The organism is Hoylesella pleuritidis (genome assembly GCF_963541955.1).
GTDB classification, from domain to species: Bacteria; Bacteroidota; Bacteroidia; order Bacteroidales; family Bacteroidaceae; genus Prevotella; species Prevotella pleuritidis.
In genome coordinates, this window is record NZ_CAUTUT010000015.1 from 1 (window position 1) to 14,116 (window position 14,116).

At 47.4% G+C, this 14,116-nt stretch carries 10 protein-coding genes; 3 read left to right on the forward strand and 7 right to left on the reverse strand.

From position 1 onward, the window contains the following. Positions 1-428 precede the first annotated feature (428 nt). The 3 genes from recA to RWY97_RS07370 form a co-directional block, all read right to left on the reverse strand. Positions 429-1,448, reverse strand: coding sequence for a recombinase RecA (gene recA / locus RWY97_RS07360; protein WP_021583317.1), 1,020 nt, complete (start codon positions 1,446-1,448; stop codon positions 429-431). Between the two features lie 146 nt (positions 1,449-1,594). Next, positions 1,595-2,857 carry a saccharopine dehydrogenase family protein gene (locus RWY97_RS07365; protein ID WP_315566395.1) on the reverse strand — a complete coding sequence of 421 codons (1,263 nt, stop codon included), beginning with the start codon at positions 2,855-2,857 and terminating at the stop codon, positions 1,595-1,597. A gap of 159 nt (positions 2,858-3,016) precedes the next feature. Further along, complete coding sequence (locus RWY97_RS07370) at positions 3,017-3,619, reverse strand: DUF6621 family protein (protein ID WP_024992192.1); 603 nt, start codon at positions 3,617-3,619, stop codon at positions 3,017-3,019. Between the two features lie 205 nt (positions 3,620-3,824). On the opposite strand from RWY97_RS07370, the gene nhaD reads away from it, so the two are divergent. Next, entirely contained in the window at positions 3,825-5,165 is a 1,341-nt protein-coding gene (gene nhaD, locus RWY97_RS07375; protein WP_315566397.1) for a sodium:proton antiporter NhaD, read from the forward strand. Between the two features lie 101 nt (positions 5,166-5,266). Here the strand turns inward: nhaD and RWY97_RS07380 are convergent, their stop codons facing one another. From RWY97_RS07380 to RWY97_RS07390, 3 genes are all read right to left on the reverse strand, one after another. Beyond that, on the reverse strand, positions 5,267-5,851 hold the full coding sequence (locus RWY97_RS07380) for a GNAT family N-acetyltransferase (protein WP_315566399.1): 585 nt from the start codon (positions 5,849-5,851) through the stop codon (positions 5,267-5,269). A 370-nt stretch (positions 5,852-6,221) separates the two neighbouring features. After that, positions 6,222-6,701, reverse strand: a complete 480-nt coding sequence (locus tag RWY97_RS07385) for an S-ribosylhomocysteine lyase (protein WP_024992190.1) — start codon at positions 6,699-6,701, stop codon at positions 6,222-6,224. Between the two features lie 35 nt (positions 6,702-6,736). Then, entirely contained in the window at positions 6,737-7,426 is a 690-nt protein-coding gene (locus tag RWY97_RS07390; RefSeq protein WP_021583250.1) for a 5'-methylthioadenosine/adenosylhomocysteine nucleosidase, read from the reverse strand. Between the two features lie 110 nt (positions 7,427-7,536). Between RWY97_RS07390 and RWY97_RS07395 the strand changes: the two genes are divergently transcribed. Beyond that, a complete protein-coding gene (locus RWY97_RS07395; protein WP_315566402.1) occupies positions 7,537-10,029 on the forward strand; it encodes a YfhO family protein in 2,493 nt (830 codons plus the stop codon). 3 nt (positions 10,030-10,032) lie between these two features. Beyond that, complete coding sequence (locus tag RWY97_RS07400) at positions 10,033-12,873, forward strand: bifunctional fucokinase/fucose-1-phosphate guanylyltransferase (protein ID WP_315566404.1); 2,841 nt, start codon at positions 10,033-10,035, stop codon at positions 12,871-12,873. A 432-nt stretch (positions 12,874-13,305) separates the two neighbouring features. Here the strand turns inward: RWY97_RS07400 and RWY97_RS07405 are convergent, their stop codons facing one another. After that, positions 13,306-13,770 carry a transposase gene (locus tag RWY97_RS07405; RefSeq protein ID WP_024992186.1) on the reverse strand — a complete coding sequence of 155 codons (465 nt, stop codon included), beginning with the start codon at positions 13,768-13,770 and terminating at the stop codon, positions 13,306-13,308. Positions 13,771-14,116: the final 346 nt, after the last annotated feature.

Sequence of the window (14,116 nt, forward strand, 5' to 3'; positions counted from 1 at the left end):
TGCGACCTCCAGGTTATGAGCCTGGCGAGCTACCAACTGCTCCACTCCGCGATGTTATCAAACATTTCTGGTTTGCGGGTGCAAAGTTACGACATTTATTTGAATCGTGCAAGGAAATACGAGAAAAGTTTAGATAAAACTCCTTTATCCATTAAATAACATTTTTTATTAACTATTTTATTGTGAAAGTTTTGCACATTCGCCTGTAATAAGCCACTTTTATTAACCAACCAACGAGCAAAATGATGGGCTATTCGTTGTTATTCATTTTCTTGTTGCCCGTAGTATGAAACATTGACAAAAAGAAACGAGCGCCCCATTTACAGTTAATCGCGTTGCAATTAACTGTTTATTGCAACACAATTAACGACAAAACGGCGGGTGTTAAAAGGTTAAACACCCGCCGTTTTACAGCTGGTCGGAAAACATTATTTGGCTTTATCTGCAATGGCTTGCTTGATAAGTCCTTCGAGTTCTTCGCAAAGTTCGGGATTATCTTTCAGCAAAGCCTTGGAGGCATCGCGTCCCTGAGCCAACTTCGAGCCGTTGTAACTGAACCAACTACCGCTCTTCTGAATGATGTTAAACTCTACACCGAGGTCTAATATCTCGCCGATCTTCGAGATTCCTTCACCGAAAGTAATCTCAAATTCGGCCTTACGGAACGGCGGAGCCACTTTGTTCTTAACGACTTTCACGCGAACCTGGTTGCCCACAATCTGATCGCCGTCTTTCAAACTGGTCACTTTACGGATGTCAAGGCGCACAGACGCATAGAATTTGAGGGCATTTCCACCCGTAGTCGTCTCCGGATTGCCGAACATCACGCCGATTTTCTCGCGCAATTGGTTGATGAAGATACACGTGGTATTGGTCTTAGCGATGGTCGAAGTGAGCTTACGCAAGGCCTGACTCATCAGCCGTGCCTGTAAGCCCACGGCCGAATCGCCCATATCTCCTTCGATTTCCTTCTTCGGTGTAAGTGCTGCCACAGAATCGACAACGAGTATATCAACCGCGCTGGAACGAATAAGTTGGTCGGCAATCTCCAATGCCTGCTCGCCGTTATCGGGCTGCGAAATCCACAGATTATCGACATCTACACCGAGCTTGGCAGCATAGAAGCGGTCGAAAGCGTGTTCGGCATCGATGAATGCAGCTATCCCGCCAGCCTTCTGAGCCTCGGCAATGGCGTGAATAGCCAGCGTTGTCTTGCCCGACGACTCCGGACCGTAGATCTCGATGATGCGTCCGCGCGGGTAACCGCCTACTCCAAGGGCTGCGTCTAACCCGATGCTACCTGTCGGAATGACGTCTACCGCCTCTATCTTCTCGTCGCCGAGCTTCATAATCGAGCCTTTACCAAAGTCTTTTTCTATCTTAGACATCGCGGCTTGCAAAGCTTTCAGCTTCGCTTCCTGAATGTTAGGGTCTGTTGATTCTTTCATAAATAGCGCCTCCCCTTTGCTTATCCAGAAGATAAGAGTGCCTCGCGGGAGAAACGTTTTCAGGCACATTGAAGTGCATCGCACTCCATTAGGTTATGAATAATGTATGTTCTCGTATTTTATTTCATTGTTTCTTGCAAGACATCTTAGCCTTTTTCGGGGATGTTCGGAGCCATCTCCGCCTCTTGCCCAAATACTTCGTGCCACGGCAAACCTTGCTTGTTGAGCTGCTCCATAAATGGATCAGGATCGAAATCTTCGACATTCCATACGCCGGGTTTCCGCCAAATGCCTTTGAGGAACATCATAGCGCCGATCATTGCGGGCACACCCGTTGTGTAACTCACGCCCTGCATACCGGTCTCTCGATAGGCTTCCTGGTGCTTGCAGTTGTTATAAATATAATAGGAGCACTCTTTCCCGTCCTTGATTCCGCGTATATGGCATCCGATCGAGGTCTCTCCATCGTAGTTTTCACCAAGATCTTGGGGGTTTGGCAACACTGCTTTGAGGAACTGCAAGGGCACGATCTTCACACGAGCTGTCTTGTTCGGAGTATCGACTAACGGCGCTTCGTATTCTATTTCGTCGATGCGCGACATCCCCAAGTTCTGTATTACGTCCAAGTAAGTGAGATACTGCTGCCCGAAAGTCATCCAAAACCGTGCCTGCTTGATGGTCGGATAGTTCTTGACCAAGCTCTCCAGCTCTTCGTGGTGCATCAGATAACTCTCGCGCGGACCGATATTCGGATAGTCGATAGGTCGATGAACGGCCAGCGGGTCGGTCTCAATCCACTTCCCATCCTTATAATATAAGCCTTTCTGCGTTATCTCACGGATGTTGATTTCAGGATTGAAATTCGTGGCAAAAGCCTTGTGATGGTTGCCCGCATTGCAGTCAACGATGTCCAGATAATGAATTTCGTCGAAATAATGTTTAGCAGCATAGGCCGTAAAAATGCCGCTCACGCCCGGGTCGAAACCGCAACCGAGGATGGCGGTAAGGCCTGCCTGCTTGAAGCGATCGGCATAAGCCCACTGCCAACTATACTCAAAATGGGCTTCATCGCGCGGCTCGTAGTTGGCCGTATCGAGATAATTGACACCGCAAGCCAGGCAAGCATCCATAATGGTGAGGTCTTGATAAGGCAGTGCAAGATTGATAACCAGCGTCGGCTTATAGTCATTGAAGAGTGCCTTGAGCTGTTCTACGTCGTCGGCATCCACTTGTGCTGTCTTGATTCCAGGCTTTCCGATGGCCCGCACGATTGCATCGCACTTCTCTTTACGCCTCGATGCAATCATAAAATCGGTAAAAACATCAGCATTCTGTGCTATTTTGAATGCTGCAACAGTAGCGACGCCACCGGCGCCGATCATCAAAACCCTATTTAATTCACAATTCATAATTTACAATACATAATTAATTGTTCACAGATTATTTATTATTTGGTATCCATCTTTTTATTCATCGCTCACCACTCAAAACTCGATAAGAACGGCTGTAAGCCTGTAATTATGAATTATGAAACGAAGTTCGGCTTCAAGCCAATTGTGAAATATGAATTATTCACCTATTTCTTCGCTCCTGATTCCCAGTGCACTCATCAATGAATAGCCAAGAATTTCCTGGCGAAAGTTACCGCCTTCCATCGGCTGCATTGTAAAGACGGTGACGCGTTTGGCATCGTCGTCCACATAACGGAGCACCTGACGGATGCCGTCATACACGCCCTCTTTCTCCGTATCGGGAATAAGCATCACCCGACGGACATCCTTTTGAGCACAGACCGTCTGCAAAACGTCGAGCAGGAAATCGTCTTTGCCGACCACATCTTCTGTCGGAAACGAACTGATTAAAAACTCCCCGAGCTGGTCTTTAAAGGCTTTCCCGTTCAGCTCTTGCTCATAATCGGCCGGTGTGAAGTGGTCCAGCGCCTTGCGTTTTCGGTCGTGAATCAAGACCACCTGTGTCTGATGATCACCCTCGCGCAAGCCTCCGTCGAGCGCGATACAATCTATCCAACGGGCCATATCGGCCTGCGGAATACGGCGCCCGATGATTCGCTCAAAGTTGACAATGAGGTTGAATGCCACATTGTCAATGTAATCGGCATCGACAATGATAATATTCTCGCTCCATCGGACCTGTATTGTATCATTTTTCATTGTTGCAAAGGTAAGGGAAATCAACAGAAATACAAAATAAATCCAAGTTTATTTTAATCCCTTCGGGCATCTTTCAAACTGGATCCCACCCGAACCTGAAAATTAAACGCACATTGCTTCCTTTTTATTTAAGACTTTTAGAATTTATGCGTAACTTTGTCCCCCGAATCATTTAAAGGCATACAATTATCAATCTGACAAAATAATGACATCTCTGACATTAGCGATCGTTATCGTATTCATTACGGGCTATCTTTGTATAGCCTTAGAGAGTGTAACAAAAGTAAACAAAGCAGCTGTCGCATTGCTGATGTTCGTCTTCTGTTGGACGTTTTTTATGCTCGATCCCGGAGCTTATCTCACCGGCGTCAGCAGCGAAGGACTGGTCAATGCAGTAAGCGAAGCCATCGAACATCACCTCGGAAGCACCTCCACCACACTGTTTTTCTTGATGGGAGCAATGACCATCGTGGAGATAGTAGATCAAAACGGCGGGTTCAACTTCGTGCGCGACACGCTGAAAACCAAAAGCAAACGGGCACTGCTATGGCGCATTGCCATAATGACTTTCTTCCTTTCGGCCATCCTCGACAATCTGACTACGAGCATCGTTATGGTGATGATACTGCGCAAATTGGTACACGACCGCAAAGACCGACTCGTTTATGCCTCGCTGATCATTATTTCCGCCAATTCGGGTGGCGCTTTCTCCCCCATCGGCGACGTAACAACCATTATGCTTTGGAATAAAGGTCTCATCACGGCAGCAGGCGTTATCAAGGAGATTTTCATTCCGTCTATCATATCAATGGTGATTCCTGCATTAATTTTGCAGACTTCTTTAAAAGGCGAATTGGCCACAACTGATATCAAAATGAAGTCCGATTACCAAATACTCGATTTCAACAGCTCGCAGCGTAAGACTATTTTCTTCCTCGGTGTAGGTGGTTTGATGTTCGTACCAATCTTCAAATCCATCACACATCTGCCTCCGTTTATCGGTATTTTGTTGGTTCTCGGCGTGTTATGGACCGCTACCGAGGTCTTCTATCGCAATGTTCATCATACTAATGACGGGATGTCGCGCCGCGTGAGCAATCTACTCTCACACATCGATATGGCCACCATCCTCTTCTTCCTCGGTATTCTGATGGCCGTTGCGTGCTTAGAAGAGATCGGAATACTGACGACTCTCGGCCAATGGCTTAACAAAGTGTCGAGCGGCAACCACTATATCGTGACCGGTGTTATCGGAGTCATTTCGAGTATTGTAGACAATGTACCCTTAGTTGCAGGCTGTATGGGAATGTATCCCGTCGCTCCCACTGGCGATATGGCTGTCGACGGCATCTTCTGGCAGCTCTTGGCGTATTGCGCGGGAGTAGGAGGCTCAATCTTAATTATAGGAAGTGCGGCCGGCGTTGTCGTAATGGGATTAGAGAAAATCACATTCGGCTGGTATATGAAACGCATCTCTTGGCTTATTTTCGTAGGCTACATCTCGGGCATCTTCTCGTATTGGATCATCCGTACGTTCATCTTCTGAACCCTATGAGATAAACCATTGAAACATAAAAGAATGCGCCCACTGATGTCGTTAACGACATTCAGTGGGCGCATTTGTTTCCTTAGATAATCTAATATTGATTATTTTTCATTTTGGCAAATATGATATTGCAAGTGTTTCATCGGATGACCGCCCCACGAAGAATCATTGACATACTCGAAACCGATGCGAGTATAAAGACGTTCGGCCTTAGGATTACCTTTATCTACAAGCAAACCTACTGCGGGAAGATGCCGCTCACGAGCTCGGTCGATGGCCGATCGGAGCAGTGCCGAGGCTATTCCGCGCCGCCGATAATAACTGTCCACGGCCAGACTGTCTACATATAATTCGCCCGCCTGTGTCTCATCATCCATTTCACTGAAATCTCTTCCGAAACTCTTTTGTGCTTCTCGAATGAAAGCTCGACGCAAACGGTGCAGATCTTTGCCGTCATACACCACGCAAATACCTGCTACTTGCCCATTGTCTGTTGTTGCAACAAGCGTGTTCCGATAGCTATACTGACTCTCTTCGGCCTCAACGAGTTGTGTCATCAGTTCTTCAAAATCGGCAAGTGTATGTTCCTCACCGGCAAAATATTGACAACACGCATAGTCCATTGCCTGCATTATCAGTCGTGCAATACTGCGTGCTTGCTGCGGTTTAGCTGCTGTGATAATCATTATTCAAGTACAAAAATACGCATTTCGGCCGAAATAATCCCCTATTAGACACTATTTTATATTTTATTTTACCTCAAAGCGAATACCCGCCGAAAGCATTTTGCTCACTATGCCTGCAACACGGACACCCGTTATAACTTATAACTCAAAATATATCTATATAATAGTAGGTACTAATCCGTTCCTCCCTCCCCTCTCGTCTTCCGCTCGTTGTACCAGCATTGAGTGACAGACATTTGCGAAAAGGCGTTAAACACCTCGCGATTAACGGTTAATTGCAACACAACTAACCGTTAATTGCAATATAACTAACGATTAATCATAAGGTCAGACAGAAGTATTCATCGGCAATGAAAGAAGAGGGAGAGGGTTATTGCGGGTAATTCAGATTTTCATCGGTTATCCGTTCGAGTACTTCCGTTAAGAATTTGCGAGATTCCCAGCGAGCCATCGGGAGGTCGTGAAGCAAGTAATTGCCGCAGTCTCGGGGTGCAGCACCGGGAATTTCACCGTCAAATTCGGCGACAAAGCGAAATGTTCGCTGCATTAAATCAACAATATCGGCTGAGCGAAGGTCACCGCGCATCACCAGATAATTACCTGTCAGACAGCCCATCGGTCCCCAATAGATGATGCGGTCTTGCCATTCGGGGTCATTTCTGAGGTAAGTTGCAGCGAGATGTTCAATGGTGTGGATGGCACCGGGATGTAAAACTGGTTCGCGGTTGGGTTCTTTCATCCTTATGTCGAATGTAGTAACGACTTCGTTACCTACATTATCTTGCCGACTTACATAAATACCGCGTTTCAAGCGGTTGTGATCAATGGTGAAACTGGGAATCTTTTGCATCGCAGTTCGAATTTATGAGTATCTAAGTTTTTAGTTTATAAGTTTATGAGAAACTTTCTCGTGACATTGAATGAGCCTTCGGCCATTCGATTCCAAAAATCGAAATACTGTGCAGCTTTGTGGTCTTTGAGCGGCACATCACTAATAATGCGGAATGAAATGAATGGAGTTCGGTAGATAAAGCAAGTTTGTGCGATAGAACAACTCTCCATATCGACAGCCATTGCGTGTGGAAAGCGATTTAATATGGTCTGCATCTTTTCGCGAGAATCCACAAACCATTCGCCGCTGACAATCTGTCCACTGTGTATCTTGGGTACATCCGGACCGTTGACAGCCAATGCCAGCTCCACCAATTGGCTCGGAGCAGGAAACGACGGGGGCATTCCGAGAATCTGTCCGTAGGCACATTCGCTGCCGCAATAGGCATCGTGGTAAACGTATTCGGTGCCGACCACCACTTCGGTAACATTCAACGACACGTCGGCTCCGCCCGCAACACCGGTCGAAATAATGAGATCGGGATGATAATTGTCAATCATTTCTACTGCACCGATCGCAGAATTGACCTTGCCAATGCCGCATTGCTGCATCACGACAGCATTATTTCCGATCTCGCCCAAGATGAAATCCTTGTGGTTACGATGCTCCGTGCGGTACGCACCCAACAGTGTTTTCAGTTGCTTGAACTCCTTGTCCATTGCAACGATGATACCTATTTTCATTCGTTTTATGCCTTATCCTTGTGCAAAATTACAACATTTATTCCGAATATGGGCTGATTTCGATTGATTTACAGTATCTTTGTAGCATCAAAACAAATGTTAGTTGTGTAATGAAAGCATTGAAAAGACACCTCTATGACATTCTCGCGGTGGTGATGTTTGCCGTCATCTCCTTTGTTTATTTTATGCCGGCAGACATCGACGGGCGCATACTCTATCGCCACGACAGTTCTGCCGGACGAGGCGCAGGACGTGAAGCAACCGAATATTACGAGCAGACGGGCGAACGTACCCGGTGGAGCAACTCCACGTTCAGCGGTATGCCGACTTACCAGACGGCCCCGTCTTACAGCAGTACAGACACACTGTCGACCGTGATGAACGCCTATCATCTGTGGCTTCCAGATAATGTCTGGTTCTTATTTGCCTATTTACTCGGCTTCTACATCCTGCTTCGGGCTTTCGATTTTCGTGAAATGCTGGCGGCATTAGGCGCTGTGGTGTGGGCGTTTTCCAGTTATTTCCTTATCATTATAGCCGCAGGTCATCTGTGGAAAGTAATGGCTTTGGCTTATCTTCCGCCTATGATTGCAGGTATTGTACTTGCTTACAGAGGCAAATATCTATGGGGCTTCATCGTCACGGCTATCTTTGCAGCCTTTGAAGTCAAAGCCAATCACGTGCAGATGACCTATTATTACCTCTTTATCATTGCCCTGATGATTATCGCTTTCTTGTTTCAGGCGGTTCGAGAGAAGCAATTGGCCCGTTTCGGTAAGGCCACATTGGTGTGCATTGCAGCTGCCACCATCGGGATATGTCTCAATTTCAGCAATCTGTATCATACTTGGCAGTACAGTCAGGAATCGATGCGCGGCAAGAGCGAACTGGTGAAACAGAATGCAACCAACCAAACCAACAGTGGACTTGACCGTGACTACATCACCCAATGGAGCTATGGCATCGGCGAAACGTGGACTTTACTCGTGCCGAATGCTAAGGGAGGAGCCTCTGTTCCGTTATCACAGAATCAGCAAGCGATGGCCAAAGCCGATCAGCAATATATGCAGATTTATCAGCAGTTAGGGCAATACTGGGGCGAACAACCCGGTACTTCGGGACCTGTTTATGTGGGAGCATTCGTACTAATGTTGTTCATCTTAGGACTGTTTATTGTCAAAGGCCCGATGAAATGGGCATTATTGACAGCTACCGTGTTGTCGATTCTGCTTTCGTGGGGCCATAACCTGATGCCGTTTACCGACTTTTTCATCGATTATGTGCCGATGTACGCCAAGTTCCGAACAGTGGCTTCCATCCTTGTAATTGCCGAGTTTACCATTCCTTTGCTTGCAATGATGGCACTTAAAAAGGTAATCGATGAACCGGAAGTGCTTACCCACCAAGTGAAATACGTCTACATCAGTTTCGCTCTCACCGGAGGTGTCGCTCTGTTGTTCGCTTTGGCGCCCTCGTTGTTCTTCTCCGACTTCGTTTCTTCATCCGAAATGGCAGCGATGAAGAACATTCCCGCAGAGTATCTGAACCCTATGCTGACCAATCTCAAACAAATACGAGAGGCTATTTTCACTGCTGACAGCTGGCGTTCGTTCTGGATCGTCACCCTCGGAACGGTCTGTCTGCTGTTGTTTAAGGCCAAAAAACTTCGTGCTCCGTGGCTGATCGGTTCCTTGATCATACTTTGCTTGATCGATATGTGGCAAGTAGACAAGCGTTATCTCAATGATGAGATGTTCGTAGAACGCAGTATTCGAGACACACCCCAGCCTATGACAGCTACGGATAAGCAGATTTTGCAGGACAAGGGGCTTGATTACCGCGTGCTGAATCTGGCTTCCAATACTTTCAATGAGAACGAAACATCTTATTATCATAAAAGTATCGGAGGCTATCACGCCGCAAAACTACGTCGTTATCAAGAACTGATCGAAGCTTATATTATGCCCGAAATGCAGCGGATGATGCCTGCCATCGTTAAGGCTCAGGGCGATATGACCCGCGTAAATGGCGATTCTATCTACCCGGTACTCAATATGCTCAATACGAAATACATCATCCTGCCATTACAGGAGAACCAAACCGCACCGTTACAGAACCCTTACACCTACGGCAATGCGTGGTTCGTAGATCGGATTTCGTATGTGAACAACGCCAATCAAGAGCTCGACAGCCTCGGAAAGCTCAATCTTCGGCACGCGGCTGTGGCCGATGTAAAATTCAAGTCACAGTTAGGCGAGGCTGTTCGACAAGATAACGTATCAATGGTAAAGATTACTTCGTATGCACCTAACCAACTTTCGTACGACGTGATGTCCGATAAGGGAGGCGTACTCGTATTCTCTGAGATTTACTACCCGGGTTGGACGGCCACTGTCGACGGGCAACTCGCAGAGTTGGGACGTGTCAATTACGTGCTTCGGGCAATGAATATCAAACCCGGGAAACATCAAGTAACACTGCGTTTCTTCCCTGCTTCCATTAAGAAAACAGAAACAGTGGCCTATGTTTCATATGCTATCCTGATTCTTGTTATACTGATCGGTATCTTCGCCGATCGAAAAAAGAAACAAAAGGAGGCATAAACAATGAAAAAACTATTATCACTTCCTCCCAATCTTGTAGACTGTTTTCACGACGTTACAGGGCTCGACAGTTCGGAATGGTTCTGCACTTGCGATCCACTCGGAACTCCATTGGGGTCAGGTGGAGGCACAACTCACCTGCTGAAAGCCGCTTTTCAGGCAACGAATAACGGTCTTTCGTTCGACGATTGGCTGTCAAACGAGAGACGATTAATACTCCACGCCGGTGGACAAAGCCGTAGATTGCCGGCGTATGCACCGTGGGGCAAGGTGCTGACACCCGTTCCCGTATTTCGTTGGGAGCGCGGACAGCGTCTCTCTCAGGACTTACTCTCCCTGCAAATTCCACTTTACGAGCGAATGATGGAGGCCGCTCCACCGTCTGTCCGCACAATGATCGTAAGCGGAGATGTTTATATTCGTGCCACCGAATCTATCGGGCAGATTCCCGATGCAGATGTAATTTGCTACGGATTATGGCTCGGTCCCGACATCGCTAAGGATCACGGCGTGTTCGTTTCATCACGAAAAACACCCTCGATATTGAAGTGTATGCTTCAAAAACCATCCGTTCAAACACTCGGCGAACTATTCAACGAGCATCTATATCTTACAGATATCGGTCTTTGGATGTTCAGTGATCGAGCTGTTAAGGTACTGATGAATCGATCAATGCGTAATGACAACGTTGTCAACTACGATATGTACGGCGAATTCGGATGTGCTTTGGGAACCGATCCGGGTATCTGCGATACCGAGATCAACAGTCTACGCGTAGCCGTATTGCCTTTGCCAGGCGGCGAGTTCTATCATTTCGGAACCAGTCACGAGCTGCTTTCTTCCACACTGGCCGTTCAAAACTTAGTGAATGACCAGCGCGAGATAATGCACCACTCACGAAAGCCACATCCGGCAATGTTCGTCCAGAATGCGGAAACACGAATTCGAATTACCGAAAACAATCGAAACCTGTGGATTGAGAATAGCTATATCGGTGAGCAATGGCAGATTTCGTACGACAATATCATCACAGGCGTACCGCAGAATGATTGGCATATCTCGCTCAAAGGCGGCCAGTGTATAGACATTGTACCGATAGCAGAAGGCGGACTTGCCATCCGACCTTATGGCTATAACGATAAATTCCGCGGCAATCTGCATTCTTCGACCACGGAGTTTATGGGAATGGCATTCTCACAGTGGGCTGCCGAGCGACAGATAGAGATAGATGACATTGCGGGAGCAGCCGACTTGCAGTCTGCCTGCATCTTCCCTGTGGTGCAAAATACGGCCGATGCAGAACCCATTCTGCGCTGGATGCTCAGCGAACCGCAGTTAGCGGAAGGCCGCCGATTGTGGATGGCCGCGCAAAAAGTCTGTGCCGACGATATTTTAGCACGTTCCGACTTGCGTCGTCTCAATGCACAGCGCTGCCGATTACGTGCTGCCAATTGGTCGATGCTGGCCGATAACTATCGGCATAGCGTGTTTTATCAAATCGATTTGGATGATGCGGCACACGAATATGCCGCTAACGAAATTCCTTTACCTGCCCCTTTGCCCGATTCGGAACAGGTGCTCACGCGCATTCACGATGCAATGTTCCGCTCGGAAGTAGAACGTCTGCGCGGCAAAGACGGCAAGAAGAACGAGGAAAACGCCTTTGCGCTGTTGCGTCAGAGCCTGATTGAGACGGCATCCGGGCAGTTGCAGTCCCCCCGAATGTCTGTTTATGGCGACCAAATCGTATGGGGACGGAGCCCCGTTCGTATCGATATCGCCGGCGGATGGACCGATACGCCGCCCTATTGTCTGACGGAAGGCGGCAATGTAATCAACTTTGCCATCGAGCTCAACGGTCAACCGCCTTTGCAGGCATACGTTCGACCATGCTCGGAAGCACACATTGTGCTGCGGAGTATCGATCTCGGAGCTTCCGAAACGATTCGAACTTACGACGAGTTGGCGATGTATAATAAGGTAGGGAGCCCTTTTTCCATTCCCAAAGCAGCACTGGCATTAGCCGGTTTCCTGCCCGATTACGCAGCCGAACGCTTTCCATCGCTCGAAAGCCAGCTGCATTCTTTTGGATGCGGAATAGAGATTACGCTCCTCTCAGCCATTCCCGCAGGCAGCGGTTTAGGCACAAGCAGTCTGTTGGCATCTACCGTTCTCGGTGCATTGAACGATTTTTGCGGTCTGGCGTGGGACAAAACTGAAATCGGTTTGCGCACACTCGTCTTAGAGCAGTTGCTCACCACGGGCGGCGGTTGGCAAGATCAGTTCGGCGGTTTATTGCCGGGCATCAAGCTCTTGCAGACAAGCAACGGCTTTGACCAGCGCCCCGTAGTGCGCTGGTTGCCGTCGGATCTCTACACACAAACGGAATATCGCGCCTGTCATTTGCTGTTTTACACCGGCATTACACGTACGGCGAAGAATATTTTGGCAGAAATCGTTCGCAAAATGTTCCTCAACCAGCATACCGAAATTGCACAACTGCGCGAGATGAAAGCACACACGATGGAAATGTATGAGGCCATTCAACGGCAGAATTTCGCCGAAATGGGCCGTTTAGTACGTAAAACGTGGGCGCAGAATCAGGCACTCGACAGTGGGACCAATCCCGAGTCGATTCGTCGTTTGACAGATTTAGTCGATGACTTGTGTCTCGGTTATAAGCTCCCCGGTGCCGGCGGAGGCGGCTATCTGTATATGGTGGCCAAGGATCCTGATGCCGCCGCGCGCATCAAACAGATCTTAAACGATAACCGCCAGCATCCCAATGCCCGCTTCGTAGATATGACGCTGAGTACCAATGGTTTGCAAGTGAGTCGCAGTTAATGGTTAATCACCTTGCGAAAAGCCGTTAAACGCACGCCGTTTAATGGCTTTTTGCATTATGATTAACCGTTCATCATCGTGTAATGAATAACTGACTGGAATACCGTTCGTATTTAACTGGGAATCAATCATGTACAAATTAAAATTCCCCAAATGAACAATAAACTAAAATCTCAGCAATAACTTTATTGTCACTTCACGTCAATCCTCAATCATTATCTCACAAATCAAAATATACCGTGCTGTTATCCGCGTAGCGGATGCGCTGTAAACTGTATTCACGACAGTACGAATCATTCTGTACACTATCTTCATCCGCATAGCGGATGTGCTATTGACAGGGCACTGTTGGGAGCGAAGCGGACAACAGTGCCTAAGTAATTGCAATCCAACTCAACGCTGTAAGCGTTGCTCTGTTTTGTTATAAACAACTCATTGAGGCTCCCAATAAAAACCCTGCACGTATCCGCTGACTTGTGCGTTGTGCAGGAGTGCCTCAAATTCGGCCCTTGATGAGGTGTGAAGATGATGTTCTTCTTGGTCGGCAATGTATTTATACACAGTGTCTCTGAACTTGATCGAGACGGAGAACGCACCATAACCGCGCTGCCAGTAGAAGTCGGTATATCGATGGGGATTCAATGTTTTAAGAAAGACGGACGTGTTTCGCTTTACTTCTTTGATAACGGTCGAGAGGGCAATTGCGGTTGAAAGACTAATCAGCAGGTGTAAATGGTCTCCCGGTCCGTTGGCAATCAAGCCAGGACATTGCAATTTTTGGCAAACCTCTAATGCGTAAGCATTGAGTCGTTTCCGGTCTTCCGCTTGGATGTGTGGTGCTGATGGTTTTGCGTGGAACACGCAATGGATGAGAACATTACAAAGTGTTTGTGACATAGTTGAGGATTTTAAGTTTTTAGATAGTACCCGGTACAACGCTGATGGTATTGAAGTGTCTTACGTTTGCCTACCCACTGTTGTCCGTTTTGCTCCCGTCGGTGCCCTGTTAACAGCGCATTTGCTACGCAAATGATGGCTTACCAGATTTTGATTCGCTTGGCAAATTTAGTGATTTAGGTTGAATTAACTGTATGTTTAATATAGAAAATTCAAATAAATGATTTTCTTTTGGATTTCGAAGTATAAAACAGCGCAACGCTTATAGCGTTGAATGAAATAACGCCCAGCCAGGCACCGTTGTTCGCTTCGCTCCCAACAGTGCCCTATCAATAGTGCATCCGCT